At 73.2% G+C, this 14,076-nt stretch carries 12 protein-coding genes; 5 read left to right on the top strand and 7 right to left on the bottom strand.

All coding sequences use genetic code 11. The features are described 5' to 3' along the window. The first annotated feature begins 131 nt into the window (after nt 1-131). Nucleotides 132-806, top strand: coding sequence for a DUF998 domain-containing protein (locus tag BCL65_RS11235; protein WP_165799998.1), 675 nt, complete (start codon nt 132-134; stop codon nt 804-806). On the opposite strand, the gene BCL65_RS11230 is transcribed toward BCL65_RS11235, so the two are convergent. After that, complete coding sequence (locus BCL65_RS11230; RefSeq protein ID WP_181340735.1) at nt 772-5,484, bottom strand: ATP-dependent helicase; 4,713 nt, start codon at nt 5,482-5,484, stop codon at nt 772-774. The two genes, BCL65_RS11235 and BCL65_RS11230, sit on opposite strands and share 35 nt — an antisense overlap. A 60-nt stretch (nt 5,485-5,544) precedes the next feature. On the opposite strand from BCL65_RS11230, the gene BCL65_RS11225 reads away from it, so the two are divergent. From BCL65_RS11225 to BCL65_RS11215, 3 genes are all read left to right on the top strand, one after another. Further along, nucleotides 5,545-5,778: a DUF3046 domain-containing protein gene (locus tag BCL65_RS11225; protein WP_106268297.1), complete on the top strand. Its 234-nt coding sequence runs from the start codon at nt 5,545-5,547 to the stop codon at nt 5,776-5,778. Between the two features lie 246 nt (nt 5,779-6,024). Further along, complete coding sequence (gene recA, locus BCL65_RS11220) at nt 6,025-7,179, top strand: recombinase RecA (protein ID WP_106268293.1); 1,155 nt, start codon at nt 6,025-6,027, stop codon at nt 7,177-7,179. 13 nt (nt 7,180-7,192) lie between these two features. Continuing rightward, a complete protein-coding gene (locus BCL65_RS11215; protein ID WP_106268045.1) occupies nt 7,193-7,801 on the top strand; it encodes a regulatory protein RecX in 609 nt (202 codons plus the stop codon). Nucleotides 7,802-7,809: 8 nt separating this feature from the next. Here BCL65_RS11215 and BCL65_RS11210 read toward each other — a convergent pair whose 3' ends face one another. The 4 genes from BCL65_RS11210 to BCL65_RS11195 all read right to left on the bottom strand — a co-directional run bounded on the left by BCL65_RS11210 (nt 7,810) and on the right by BCL65_RS11195 (nt 11,208). Further along, the gene (locus tag BCL65_RS11210; protein ID WP_106268043.1) at nt 7,810-8,757 is read right to left on the bottom strand and encodes an amino acid ABC transporter permease; all 948 of its coding nucleotides are present in this window, start codon (nt 8,755-8,757) and stop codon (nt 7,810-7,812) included. Further along, nucleotides 8,754-9,431, bottom strand: a complete 678-nt coding sequence (locus BCL65_RS11205; RefSeq protein ID WP_106268041.1) for an amino acid ABC transporter permease — start codon at nt 9,429-9,431, stop codon at nt 8,754-8,756. Before BCL65_RS11205 ends, BCL65_RS11210 begins: the two co-directional genes overlap by 4 nt. A 116-nt stretch (nt 9,432-9,547) precedes the next feature. After that, entirely contained in the window at nt 9,548-10,393 is an 846-nt protein-coding gene (locus BCL65_RS11200) for a glutamate ABC transporter substrate-binding protein (protein ID WP_106268039.1), read from the bottom strand. Nucleotides 10,394-10,428: 35 nt separating this feature from the next. Next, nucleotides 10,429-11,208, bottom strand: a complete 780-nt coding sequence (locus BCL65_RS11195) for an amino acid ABC transporter ATP-binding protein (protein WP_106268037.1) — start codon at nt 11,206-11,208, stop codon at nt 10,429-10,431. A 100-nt stretch (nt 11,209-11,308) separates the two neighbouring features. Between BCL65_RS11195 and miaB the strand changes: the two genes are divergently transcribed. Then, the gene (miaB, locus tag BCL65_RS11190) at nt 11,309-12,949 is read left to right on the top strand and encodes a tRNA (N6-isopentenyl adenosine(37)-C2)-methylthiotransferase MiaB (protein ID WP_106268035.1); all 1,641 of its coding nucleotides are present in this window, start codon (nt 11,309-11,311) and stop codon (nt 12,947-12,949) included. Nucleotides 12,950-12,986: 37 nt separating this feature from the next. Here the strand turns inward: miaB and BCL65_RS11185 are convergent, their stop codons facing one another. Together BCL65_RS11185 and BCL65_RS11180 are read right to left on the bottom strand one after the other, a co-directional pair. Continuing rightward, nucleotides 12,987-13,502 (bottom strand): type III secretion system chaperone family protein, encoded by a 516-nt coding sequence (locus BCL65_RS11185; RefSeq protein ID WP_374108530.1) that lies wholly within the window; start codon nt 13,500-13,502, stop codon nt 12,987-12,989. Further along, on the bottom strand, nt 13,499-14,065 hold the full coding sequence (locus BCL65_RS11180; protein WP_243401013.1) for a type III secretion system chaperone family protein: 567 nt from the start codon (nt 14,063-14,065) through the stop codon (nt 13,499-13,501). Before BCL65_RS11180 ends, BCL65_RS11185 begins: the two co-directional genes overlap by 4 nt. Nucleotides 14,066-14,076 lie beyond the last annotated feature (11 nt).

The raw sequence follows: 14,076 nt of genomic DNA, 5'->3' as shown, positions 1-14,076 counted from the left end.
GGTGCCACGGGCACGGATCAGGGACGCACCAGGGAAGTACCCGATGGATCGACGCGGACTTTTCGGACATCCTTGGGGCCATGTCTCCCCTTGCCCCAGAACCCCGCCACGACCAGGCAGTTCGTGGCAGCGTGCGCACGGTCGGTCGGTGGGGCGCGGTGGCCCTCGGCGCGATGGTCGTCGCCCACGTCCTCGGAGCCGGCATCGTGGACCCGGTGATCGACCCTGTCAGCTTCTACGCCTTCGTCCCCGGCGGTGGCGAGGCGATCCTGCTCGGCGGGACGGTCCTCGCGCTCGTCGGGCTCGTCGTGGTGGGACGGGCGTACCGGACGGGACTGGCGACCGGCCCTCTGCCTGGTGCCGCGATGATGGTCTTTGCCGTCGCGATGGTGCTGGTCGGCGTCTTCCCGACGGATCCGCCCGGGGTGGCGACCACCCTCTCGGCCGTGGTGCACCGGACCAGCGCTGCTGCCGCGTTCGTGGTGCTCCCGGTCGTGGGCCACTGCGTGGCACGGCAGGTCGGCGCGCCCCGTTCCGCGGCGCCCCGGCGTCTGCGGCGGGCGACGGTGGCGCTGGCGGTGCTGGTCGCGGCCTTCCTGGCCGTCCACCTGCCGCTCGCGGCGGTGGGCTCGGGCATCGTCGCCTTCGGGCTGCTGGAGCGCGTCGGCTTCGTCCTCATGATCGGCTACCTGTTCCTCCTCGCCGACATCGTCGACCGTGAGTCGCCGGGACCCGCCCGCGACCCGTCGCCCGTACCCGCCACCACGGCGGTCAGCGAGGCACGACCCGTAGACCTTGCGGCGTGATCCCGAAGCCGTGGTCGAGCAGCGCCGCGGCGGCGGGCCCACGGTCCCGCGCAGCGGTCAGGGCCGGTTCCCCGTCGATGCGCTGCACCAGCAGCCTGCCCAGCCGCCCGTCGCCGGCGGCCTCGGCGAGGCGGGTGGCGGCAGGCCCGAGCTCGGCCGGGTCGTCGGTGAAGGACAGCAGCGTGCGGCCGCCGCGTTCCACGTAGAGCGTGAGCGACCCGGCGGTCAGCACGACGACGGCTCCGGCCTTGCGACCGGGACGGTGCGCCGGCGGGTCGCCCGCTGCGGCCGGTGGGTGCGGCCAGGCCAGGGCGGCCCCGTAGGGGTTGGCCGGGTCGGTGGCCGCGAGCACGACGGCACGACGTACCGCGTCCGGGTCGGCGCGCAGGCGGTCGCGCTCCGCGGCGTCGACCCGGAGCTGGTCGACGGCCCCGGGGAGCGCGAACTGGGACCCGCCGAGCCGTTCGACGAAGTAGCCGCGCCGCACCGCCCCGCGTTCCTCGAGGCCGGACAGCACGCGGTAGACGTCCCGGAACTGCCCGGTCACGCCCTCGGAGGGCGCCACGGCCCGGGTGAGCACGCCGTGCCGGTCCAGCAGCACCTGCGTCAGCGCGTGCGTGCGCAGCGTCGGGTCGGTCTCGCGCACCGGCAGCGCCGACCAACGGCCGCCGCCCCCGCGAGGCGCCACCGGCCGGGCGAGGGCGAACCGGGAACGGCGCACGGGACGGGCGCGGGCCGGGGTCCGCGGCGCCCGGTGCGCCCCGCCGCCGGCGCCGACCCGTTCGCGCAGCACCGCGAGACCGTCGTTCGTGACGTGGCCGGCCCACACCAGGTCCCAGAGGACCTCGAGGGTGTCGTGGGGCGAGGCGTCGGCGAGCTCGGCCAGGCGTGGCAGGAAGTGCCCGCCGGAGCCTGAGAGCAGGTCGAGCACCACCCGGTGGAGGTCGGAGTCCAGCGGGCCGTCCGGTGCCAGGTCCGACGGCGCGGCGAGCGTCAGGGGTGCGTCGTCGCTCAGGTGCAGGCTGACCATCCCGTCCCCGCCGCCGCCACCGGCGAGCGAGCCGTGGCCGGCCCACAGGACCTCTCCGGTGGTCGTCAGCTCGTCGAGCAGCGCGGGGGAGTAGCCGGCCACGCGGGCGGGCAGCACGAGGGTCTCCAGGGCGGACGCCGGGACGGCGGACCCGGCGAGCTGCTCCACGACGCGCAGGACGCCGTCGGTGCCTCGCAGCGGTGTCGACGTGACTCCCTGCCAGCGGGGCAGGAACACGCCGAGCGCCTCCGGCTCGACGGGTTCCACCTCGGCCCGCAGGGCGGCCAGCGAACGCCGTCGCAGGGTCCGGAGGACGCGCGGGTCGCACAGGTCGTCGCCCGTGCCGCCCAGCACCTCGGGGCGCAGAGCGCCCCGGACGAGGATCCCGTCGGGCTCGAGGCGCGCGACCACCGCGGCCACGACCGCCACACCCAGCCCGAACCGGCGCGCGACGTCACCGGTCGTGAAGGGCCCGTGGGTCCTGGCGTGCCGGCGCACCAGGTCACCCAGGGGGTCGGGCACGGGAGCCGTGTGCGCGTCGGCCAGGCCGGTGGGCAGGGCGGCGCCGAGGGCGTCGCGCAAGCGCGCGGCGTCCTCGACGACCGCCCACTGCTCGCCCCCGGCGACCCGGACCGGGAAGACCCGGCGGGCCCGCGCGAGGTCGTCGAGCCACGCGTCCACGTCGTCGCGGGCGTCGTCGCGGGTCCGGTCGCGCAGCGCGGCGAGCGGGTGCGGGCCCGTCCTGCGCAGCAGGTCCCACAGGCCCTCGGCGTCCTTGACCTGGCGTGCCGGGTCGAGTCCCTGCAGCTCTGCCTCGGTGCGCTCGACCGCGGCGGGGTCGAGGAGGTCGGCGAGGTCGGTCGCCCCCTGCTCACCGAGGAGCTCGGCCAGCAGCGCGGGGTCGAGGGACAGCGCCGCCGCGCGCCGTTCGGCGAGCGGGGCGTCGCCGTCGTACAGGAACTGCGCGGTGTAGCCGAACAGCAGGGAGCGTGCGAACGGCGACGGTTCCGGCGTGGTCACCTCGACCAGCCGGACGCGGCCGGCGGCCAGGTCCGCCATGAGGGTGCGCAGGGCCGCGACGTCGAAGTCGTCCTGGAGGCACTCCCGGGCGGCCTCGAGCATGATCGGGAACTCGGGGTGCACGGAGGCCACCTGCAGCAGCTGCGCCGCGCGCTGGCGCTGCTGCCACAGCGGGGACCGTCGGTCCGGCCGACGGCGCGGGAGCAGCAGGGCGCGAGCCGCCGCCTCCCGGAAACGCGCGGCGAACAGCACCGACGAGCCGAGCTCGGTGCGCACCGTGTCGGTCACCTCGTCGGGGTCCAGCAGGAGGTCCTCGGTGGTGATGACGGGCTCGGTACCGGCCTCGCCGGCCTCGACGTCCCACGGGGAGTCACCGGGCAGGCGCAGCACGATGCCGTCGTCGGCGGGCATCGCCGCGACGTCGGCGCCCAGGCGCTCCCGCAGCCGGGCCGCCACGGCCAGGGCCCACGGTGCGTGCACCCGGGCGCCGAGCGGTGAGTGCACCACCACCCGCCAGTCGCCGAGCTCGTCCCGGAAACGTTCCACCACGACCGTCCGGTCGTCCGGCAGCCGCCCCGTGGCAGCCCGCTGCTCGGTGAGGTAGCCCGCCAGGTTGTCCGCGGCCCAGGCGTCCAGGCCGGCGGCCCGGAGGTGGGCGCGGCCGGCGGCCGGGTCGGCGGCGAGCGCGTCGTCGGCCTCCCGGACGAACGCCCCGACGGCGCGCCCGAGCGGCGCCGGGCGGCCCGGGGCGTCGCCCTTCCAGAACGGCAGCCGGCCGGGCAGTCCTGGTGCCGGGGTGACGACGACGCGGTCGGGCGTGATGTCCTCGATGCGCCACGTCGAGGAGCCGAGCGTGAAGGTGTCGCCCGCACGGGACTCGTAGACCATCTCCTCGTCCAGCTCGCCGACGCGCTTGCCGCCGCGGCCGCCGTCGTCCCCGGCCAGGAAGACCCCGTAGAGGCCGCGGTCGGGGATGGTCCCGCCGCTGGTGACCGCGAGGCGCTGCGCCCCGGGCCGCGCCGAGAGCCGGCCGGTGATCCGGTCCCAGACGATCCTGGCGCGCAGCTCGCCGAACTCCTCGCTCGGGTAGCGTCCTGCGAGCATGTCGAGGACGGCGTGCCAGGTGGCGTCGCCGAGCCCGGTGAACGGGGCGGATCGGCGCACGAGCGCGAGCAGCTCGTCGGCGGGCCAGTCGTCGACGGCGAGCGCCGCCACCACCTGCTGGGCGAGGACGTCCAGCGGGTTGCTCACGACGTGCAGCGGCTCGATGTCGCCGTCCTGCATGCGCTGCACGACGACGGTCGCGGGCGCGAGGTCGCCGCGGAAGGTGGGCAGCACGACGCCGCGGGAGACGGCGCCCACCTGGTGGCCGGCCCGGCCGATGCGCTGCAGCCCGCTGGCCACCGACGGTGGTGCGCCGACCTGGACCACGAGGTCGACCGCGCCCATGTCGATGCCGAGCTCGAGGGACGACGTCGCGACGACGGCGGGCAGCAGGCCCGCCTTGAGGTCGGACTCGGTGCGGGTGCGCTCGGCCCGGCTCATCGACCCGTGGTGGGCGCGGGCCAGCACGGGCGCGTCGTCGGGCCGGGGCGCCGCCGTACCGGACTGGCCGGGTGCCTGCGCGGCCTGCTGGGCACCGGGGTCGAGGACACCGAGCCCCTGCCGTTCCGTCCACGTCTCGTTGATCCGGGCGGTCAGCCGCTCCGCGCCACGCCGCGAGTTGGTGAACACGAGCGTCGATCGGTGCGCGGCGACCAGGTCGACCACCCGGTCGGTCACGTGCGGCCACACCGAGGCCTGCCGCTGCGGCGCCGCCGCCGCGCCGGACAGGTCCGGCTCGTCCGTCCCCCCGAGGTCCGTGAGGTCGGGGACGGGGACGGCGACCTGCAGGTCCCAGCGCTTGTCGGCCGGCGGTTGCACGACGACCACCTCGCGCCCGCCCTCGGCCAGGGTCCGGCCGCCGCCCAGGAACCCGGCGACCTCGTCCACCGGACGGACGGTGGCGGAGAGCCCGATGCGTTGGGCCGGCCGGTCCAGCAGCTCGTCGAGACGCTCCAGCGTGACGGCCAGGTGCGCGCCGCGCTTGGTGCCGGCGACGGCGTGGATCTCGTCGACGATCACGGTGCCGACGCCGCTCAGGCCGGTGCGCGCCGCGGACGTCAGCACGAGGAAGAGCGACTCCGGCGTGGTCACGAGGACGTCCGGGGGCCGGGTGGCGAACGCCCGGCGCTCGGACGCCGGGGTGTCGCCCGTGCGCATGCCGACCGTCACCTCGTGGGCGACGCCACCGTCACGCGCGGCGGCGTGCCGGATGCCGGCGAGCGGGGCGCGCAGGTTGCGCTGCACGTCCGCGGCGAGCGCCTTCAGCGGGGAGACGTAGAGCACGCGGCACCGACGGGCCGGGTCGGGTGGGGGCGGTACGGAGGTCAGCCGGTCGATCGCCCACAGGAACGCCGCCAGCGTCTTCCCGGAGCCGGTCGGGGCGACCACCAGGGCGTGCCGGCCGCCGCCGACGGCCTCCCAGGCGCCGGCCTGCGCCGCCGTCGGCCCGGCGAACGCGTCGGTGAACCACGCCCGGGTGGCGGGGGCGAACCGGGCGAGGGGGTCGTCGGGGGTCGGGGCCACCGCCCCATCGTGCACCGCACCACCGACAGCCGCGCGCCGCCGGCGTGGCACCCTGGAGGTGTGCGCTACTCCGACTTCTCCCAGCTCGTCGACGAGGTCTTCGGCCGGGCCTTCGGCCGCACGCTCGTGCGCGAGCAGGTGCTGCCCCGCCTCGGCGACCGGACGCCGGACGAGGCGCTCGCGGCCGGCGTGGAGCCCCGGGACGTGTGGCACGCGCTGTGCGACGCGCTCGACGTGCCCGAGGACCGGCGGTGGGGCTCCGACCGGAACCGCCAGGCGCCCCCGCCCCGCTGAGGAGCGCGGGGCCGGAGCACCGGGCATCGGGCACCGGGGCGACCGCGACGGGCGACACGCCGGGTCGGCGGTCGGCGGGTCGAACAGGCGTTCGGGTAGAGTGTGACCACAGCCGGACCTCCGCGCCGGCCGTCCACAGCCTGGTGGTCGGCGCGGGTCGTTGTCGGTGGCCCCGAGTACGGTCGTCGCAACATGAACAGCAAGCCGAAGGCGCGCGGCCGCGCCCAGAACCCGAAGGTGACCAACATGCCAGCATCGGAAGACCGCGAGAAGGCCCTCGAGGCCGCGCTCGCCCAGATCGACCGCAGCTTCGGCAAGGGCTCCGTCATGCGCCTGGGCCAAGAGGGGCGCGCCCCGGTCGAGGTCATCCCGACGGGGTCGATCGCGCTCGACGTCGCGCTCGGGATCGGGGGGCTGCCCCGCGGTCGCGTCGTCGAGATCTACGGCCCGGAGTCCTCCGGCAAGACGACCATCGCGCTGCACGCGGTGGCCAACGCCCAGCGGAACGGCGGCATCGCGGCGTTCGTGGACGCCGAGCACGCCCTGGACCCGGACTACGCCAAGAAGCTCGGTGTGGACACCGACGCGCTGCTCGTCTCGCAGCCGGACACCGGTGAGCAGGCCCTGGAGATCACGGACATGCTCATCCGGTCGGGCGCGATCGACATCATCGTCATCGACTCCGTCGCGGCCCTCGTGCCCAAGGCGGAGATCGAGGGCGAGATGGGCGACAGCCACGTGGGCCTGCAGGCACGGCTGATGTCGCAGGCGCTGCGCAAGATCTCCGGTGCCCTGAGCTCGTCGGGCACCACGGCGATCTTCATCAACCAGCTCCGCGAGAAGATCGGCGTGTTCTTCGGCTCGCCCGAGACGACCACGGGTGGCAAGGCGCTGAAGTTCTACGCCTCGGTGCGCATGGACATCCGCCGGATCGAGACCCTCAAGGAGGGGACCGACGCGGTGGGTAACCGGACGCGGGTCAAGGTCGTCAAGAACAAGATGGCCCCGCCGTTCAAGCAGGCAGAGTTCGACATCCTCTACGGCGTCGGCATCTCCCGTGAGGGTGGCTTGATCGACATGGGCGTGGAGCACGGGTTCGTGCGCAAGTCCGGGTCGTGGTTCACCTACGACGGGGACCAGCTCGGGCAGGGCAAGGAGAACGCGCGTGCCTTCCTGCGGGACAACCCCGACCTGGCCAACGAGCTCGAGAAGCGCATCAAGGAGAAGCTCGGTGTGGGAGCCACGATCGATGCCCCCGCCGAGGGCGACGGCACCGATCCGGTGACGGACGCCGCGGCGTCGACGGCCTCGGCGGCGAGCCCGGACGACGCCAAGACATCGGCCAAGGCGAAGGCAGCGACCCGGTCGCCGGCCGCCAAGGCCAAGAAGGCGCCGTTCTGACAGGCGCGAGCTGATGGCCTGGGGGCAGCAGCAGGGCGGTCGCGGCGAGGGGAAGCGTCGCGGCCGCCCGAACGTGGCGGAGCGCCTCGAGGCGGGGGAGCTCTCCGTCGAGGCGGCCGGAGAGCTGGCCCGCGAGTCCGTGCTGCGGGCGCTCACGGCGGCTCCCAAGAGCCGTGCGGAGCTCGCGCGCTCCCTCGCACGCAAGGGCTTCCCCGAGCACGTCGTCGAACCGGTGCTCGACCGGTTCGAGGAGGTCCGGCTCGTCGACGACGCCGAGTACGCCGAGATGATCGTCCGGACCCGTCACTCCGAGAAGGGCCAGGCGCGACGGGCGATCTCGGCAGAGCTGCGACGCCGTGGAGTCGACACGGAGACGGCCGCGGAGGCGCTCGAGCAGATCGACGCGGACGACGAACGGATCGCGGCGGCCGAGCTCGCCCGCAAGCACGTGGCGCGGACGCGCGGCCTCGACCGCGACAAGCGGGTGCGGCGGGCCGTCGGTTCGCTCAGCCGCAAGGGGCACAACCCCTCGGTGGCTTTCGCAGCGGTGAAGGACGCCCTCGCCGCCGAGGGCGACGAGGGCGCTGTCGACGAGCTCGACGACGTGGTCCTGGACGACTGAGTCGTCGCCTAGGACCAGCGCGTCGGGTGGTCCCGGTCGCCGGTGCCGGCTCCCGGCCCCTCCTCCACACCGGTGGCCGGCCCTGCGGCGACGGCCGTGGCACCCGTGCCGACTCCGGCGTCCAGCCCGGCAGCCATCGTCCCCGTCTTGCCGGAGGTCCGTCGCATGCTGCGGCTGAGTCGCTCCGCCAGCTTCGACAGGCCGTAGTTGATGAGGATGAACAGCACCGCCGCGACGGCCAGAGCCTGGAGGATGTTGCCCTCGCCCGCGCCGAGCTGGCGGGCGTTCTGGAGCAGCTCCCGGTAGGAGATGATCGCGCCGAGCGCGGAGTCCTTAAGGACCACGACCAGCTGGGACACGAGCGCCGGCAGCATGGCGACCAGCGCCTGCGGCACCTCCACCGAGCGCAGGGACTGCCCCCGCGTGAGACCGACGGACAGCGCGGCCTCTCGCTGGCCGCCCGGCAGGCCGTGGACGCCGGAGCGCACCAGCTCGGCCACCACAGCGCCGTTGTAGAGCACGAGCGCGATGACGACACCCCAGAACGAGGAGTTCTCGACGCCGCCGTTGGCCAGCAGCAGCCAGAAGAACACCATCATGAGCAGCACGGGCACGGCGCGGAAGAACTCGACGACGGTGCCGCACACCGTGCGGACCAGCAGCAGCGACGACAAGCGGCCGACGCCGAACAGCAGGCCGAAGATCATCGCGCCGACGATCGCCAGCGCGGCGGCTCGCACGGTGTTGAGGAACCCAGGCCAGTAGTAGTAGCGCCAGGCGTCGGCATCGACGGCGTGCAGCCACAGCGTCGGGTCGAGCTGGCCCCTGTCGGCCAACCGCAGCAGGACGAGGGCGGCCACGCCGGCCACGACGACGGCGCCGACGACGTTGCCGAGCAGGATGCGGCGCCGAGCGCGCGGGCCCGGCGCGTCGAACAGGACGGACTGGGCGCTCATCGGGACACCGCCAGACTCCTCGACAAGGACGTGGTCAACAGCCCGATCGGCGTCACGAGGATCACGTACCCGATCGCGAAGGTGAAGAAGATCGCATAGATGTAGTCGGACCGGAACTCGATCATCGTCTTCATCACGGACGAGGTCTCGGTCGCGACCGAGGCTGCCGCAGCCACCGTCGTGTTCTTGATCAGCGCGATGAGGACGTTGCCGAGCGGCGCGATGGCACCCCGGAAGGCCTGCGGCAGGATGACGAGTCGCGCCGCGGGCAGGAACGACAGCCCGATGGACCGCGCGGCCTCGGCCTGACCGATCGGCACGGTGTTCACCCCGGAGCGGATCGCCTCGCACACGAAGGCCGCGTGGTAGACGGACAACCCGATCACGGCGAGCCAGAAGAAGTTCGTGTTGAAGTCCGTCGAGAGCGACAGCTCGAGCTGGCCCCAGGCGCCGAGCACCATGAAGACCATGATGATCGTCAGCGGCATGTTGCGGAACACCGTCACGTAGGCGCTGCCGGCCCACTGCAGGCTGCCGATCGGCGAGATGCGGAACAGCGCCAGCACCGAGCCGAGGGCGAGGGACAGCATCGCGGCCCAGAACGCGAGCTGGATGTTCACCCAGAACGCGCCGAGCACGTCGTACTGGCGGACGATGTCGAGGTACTCCTGCACGCGGCAGTCGCTCCTTCGGTGAGTGGTTCGGTCGGCGGCGGGTGCGGACGTCGCGCGCCGGGTGGACCGGGCCCGCCGCGCGGTGCGCGACGGGCCCGGACAGGGTCAGACCTGCGTCACATGTCGCAGGGCTCGTACTCCGGCGGGTTGAGCTCGTCGTTCGGCACGTAGCCGGTGCCCTCCGTCGCCGCGTCGAGCGCCTCCTGCCAGGAACCGTCGTCGACCATCTTGGTGATGGCCTCGTTGATGGCCTCGCACTGGTCGGACTCCTGCGGGATGCCGACGCCGTACAGCTCCTCGGAGAAGGTGTTGCCGACGACCTTCACCTGGCCGGCGTTGGACGGCTGTGCGCCCAGGCCCGCGAGGATGATGTCGTCGGTGGTGACCGCGTCCACCTGGCCCGCGATGAGCGCGGTCACGCACTCGGCGTACCCCGGCTGCTCGAGCAGGTTGACGCCCTCGGAGTACTCGTCCTTGATCCGCTGGGCGGACGTGGAACCGGTGACGGAGCACAGGTTCTTACCGTCGAGGGTGTCCGGCCCGGTGATGTCCGTGTTGTCGGCGGCGACCAGGAGGTCCTGGCCGGCGACGAAGTACGGGCCGGCGAAGGAGACCTGCTCGCGCCGCTCGTCGGTGATCGAGTAGGTCGCGAAGATCATGTCGACCTGGCCGGTGGACAGCAGCGTCTCGCGCTGGGCGGAGGGTGCCTCCGTCCACTCGATCTGGTCCTCGGAGTAGCCCAGCTCGTTGGCCACGTACTTGGCGACCTCGACGTCGAAGCCGGAGGGCGTGTCGCCCTCCATGAAGCCGAGGCCCGGCTGGTCGAACTTGATGCCGATGGTGACCGAGTCGTCGCCGCCCTCGGTCTCGCCACCGCCCGAGCCGGAGTCGTCGGAGCAGGCGGCGAGCGTCAGCGCGGCGGTGGCCGCGAGCGCGATCGCCCCGGTGGTGCGTGTGCGCATGGTGTTCCCTTCGTCGGTTGTGCAGGGTGGGGGAGTCAGTGGGTGAGGATCTTGGACAGGAAGTCCTTGGCGCGGTCGCTGCGGGGGTTCGTGAAGAACTCCTCCGGCGTGGCCGACTCGACGATCTGCCCGTCGGCCATGAAGACGACGCGGTCGGCGGCCTTGCGGGCGAAACCCATCTCGTGGGTGACGACGATCATCGTCATCCCCTCGTGCGCGAGCTGCACCATCGCGTCGAGCACCTCGTTGATCATCTCGGGGTCGAGGGCCGACGTCGGCTCGTCGAAGAGCATGACCTTGGGGTGCATCGCGAGCGACCGGGCGATGGCCACGCGCTGCTGCTGGCCCCCGGACAGCTGGGCCGGCAGCTTGTCCGCCTGGTTCTTCACCCCGACGCGGTCGAGGAGGGCCAGGCCTTCCTCGTCGGCCTTGGCCTTGGGGACCCGGCGCACCTTGCGCGGCCCGAGGGTGACGTTCTCGAGCACGGTCTTGTGCGCGAACAGGTTGAATGCCTGGAACACCATGCCGACGTCGGCGCGGAGCCGGGCGAGGTCGCGCCCCTCGGCGGGCAGCGGCTCGCCGTCGATGCGGATGTCGCCGTCGTCGATCGTCTCCAGCCGGTTGATCGCTCGGCAGAGGGTGGACTTGCCGGAGCCGGACGGACCGATGACGACGAGCACCTCGCCCTTGCGCACGGTCAGGTCGATGTCCTGCAGCACGTGCAGGTCACCGAAGTGCTTGTTGACTCGCTCGAGCTCGACGAGCGGAGCACCGAGGTGCTCACCCGCGGCACGAGCCGATCCGCTGCTATCCATCCCTTGAACCTAACCAGTCGATGTTTCGATCACCAGCATCGAGGGTCCTGCGTCGGCAACGAATCGGTAACGACGTCCCGGCGCCGTATCCTGGGTGGCGATGTCCACCACCATGCCTACACCGCACGACACCCGCTCGCCCGTGGTCCCGGCACCCGACGCCCGGACCTACGTGGTCCGCACGCTCGGGTGCCAGATGAACGTGCACGACTCGGAGCACATGGCCGGCATGCTCGAGCAGGCCGGGTACTCCCGGGCGACGGCCGCCGACGACGCGGCGAGCAACGCCGACGTCGTCGTCATCAACACGTGCGCGGTGCGCGAGAACGCCGCCACCCGGCTCTACGGCAACCTCGGTCAGCTCGCGAGCCTCAAGGCCGCGCGGCCCGGCATGCAGATCGCCGTCGGGGGCTGCCTCGCCCAGAAGGACCGTGGCGAGATCGTGACCAAGGCGCCCTGGGTGGACGTCGTCTTCGGCACGCACAACCTCGACGCGCTGCCGGTGCTGCTGGAGCGCGCCCGGCACAACGAGTCCGCCCAGGTCGAGATCGCCGAGTCCCTGCAGGTCTTCCCCTCGACGCTGCCGACCCGGCGCGAGTCTGTCTACGCGGGCTGGGTCTCGATCTCCGTGGGCTGCAACAACACGTGCACCTTCTGCATCGTGCCGCACCTGCGGGGCAAGGAGCGGGACCGCCGCCCGGGCGACGTCCTCGCCGAGGTCGAGGCCCTGGTCGGTGCGGGTGCCGTCGAGGTGACCCTGCTCGGTCAGAACGTGAACAGCTACGGCGTCGAGTTCGGCGACCGCGGTGCGTTCGCCAAGCTGCTGCGCGCCTGCGGCGAGATCGACGGGCTCGAGCGCGTGCGGTTCACCTCGCCGCACCCGGCGGCGTTCACGGACGACGTGATCCACGCGATGGCCGAGACGCCGAACGTCATGCCGCAGCTGCACATGCCGCTGCAGTCCGGCTCGGACACGGTGCTGCGGGCGATGCGTCGCAGCTACCGGTCCGAGAAGTTCCTCGGCATCCTCGAGCGGGTACGGGCAGCGATGCCCGACGCCGCCATCACCACGGACATCATCGTCGGCTTCCCGGGCGAGACGGAGGAGGACTTCGCCGAGACGCTCCGCGTCGTGGAGGCGTCGCGCTTCAGCTCGGCCTACATGTTCCAGTACTCTCCCCGTCCGGGTACTCCGGCGGCGACGATGGACGACCAGCTCCCCAAGGAGGTGGTCCAGGAGCGCTTCGAGCGGCTCCTGGCCCTGCAGGAGCGCATCAGCGGCGAGGAGTCGGCACGGCAGGTGGGCCGCACGCTCGAGGTGCTGGTCGCCGAGGGGTCCGGCAAGAAGGACGGCACCACGCACCGGGTGAGCGGCCGGGCGCGCGACAACCGGCTGGTGCACCTCGCCCTGCCGTCGGGTGCTCTGCCCGACGGCGACGTCCTGGCCGACCAGCCGGCCGGCCTCGCCGACGCTCGCCTCGCCGACCCGGCGGAGCTCGACGCGCGGCTGCCCCGTCCGGGCGACGTGGTCACGGTCGAGGTCACCCGCGCGGCGCCGCACCACCTCATCGCGGACTCTGCCGTCGACGGCGGGACCTACGCCGTGCGCCGCACGCGGTCGGGTGACGCGTGGGTGCAGCGGGAGCGGGCCCGCCTCGGCGGGGGCGAGGACCAGCACTCGCACGGCGCACCCGTGCCGGACGGACCCGTGGTGCTCGGCATGCCGACGCTGCGCGCCTGACCGGCGCGGTCAGGACGGCGCGGTCAGGACGGCGCGGTCAGGACGGTGCGGACGGGTCCGTCAGCGGGCCGACGCTCGCGAAGAACTGTGCGGCCGTGACGAGGCCGCAGGACACCGTCTCGGCGAGCTGGCTGTCCGTCGCGCCGTGCTCCAGGTCGACCGACACCTCGGTGTAGAGCGCGAGGCCGCCGCCCTCCGGGCGGGTGTAGACCTTGGGCCAGATGCGCTCGCGGTTCCAGTCGTTGCACGCCTGCAGCACGGCAGGACGTGCGGACTCCGGCACCGTGCCGGCCCAGCGGCCCCGCACCTGGAGGATCTCCGACTCCTCGCCGAGCAGGAGGAACCAGAACCGGTTGCCGTCCCACGTGCCGGTGATGTCGCCGTCGTCGTCGGTGCGGAACCGGTAGCCGCGTCGAGCCAGGTCGTTGCCGACCCGGGCCAGCGAGACCGGCGTCGGGAGCGGGGGCCGGACCCCGCCCTGACCGCCCCGGCCGCGGAGTCGGGCGGCCTGCAGCACGGCGTCCGTGGCACGCCGCAGCGGGCCGCCGCTCACGGGGCGCTCCCCAGCGGGTCGGCGAAGACGGCATCGAGGTGCTCGAAGAACATGGCCGACGTGGACAGCCCGCACTGCAGGTGCTGGGCCAGCTGGTCGTCGTTCGCGCCGTGCTCGACGCTCACGGTGACCTCCGCGCAGACGACGATCGCGCCGTCGTCGCGCACGCGTGCGTACGTCTTGGGCCAGATGCGCTCCGCGTTCCACTCGTTGCAGACCTCGAGCACGTCGCTGAGACGTTCGATGGTGGCCTCGCGGTGCCACTGACCGCGGACCTGGAGCACCTCACCGTCGGGGCCCAGCGGCAGGAAGTAGAAGAGCCTGCCGTGCCACAGACCGCCGAGGTCGCCGTCGGTGTCGACGAAGTAGGTGAAACCCGACTGGTCCAGCCAGGCGCTGATCCGTTCGTTCGACACCGGGGCGGGGACCGCTCCGACGGCGTCGCCGACAGGGCCGGCGAGCAGGACGTTCTGGACGTCGGCGCGGAGCCGGTCCGGTTCACCGCCCTCGGAGACCGATGGTGCGGACGACCTGGTGGCCCGACGTGATCCGAAGAACCTCACACGACCCACGC

Source organism: Isoptericola halotolerans, from assembly GCF_003003075.1.
GTDB lineage: Bacteria > Actinomycetota > Actinomycetes > Actinomycetales > Cellulomonadaceae > Isoptericola > Isoptericola halotolerans_A.
This window is presented reverse-complemented; position numbering and strand designations above follow the sequence as displayed.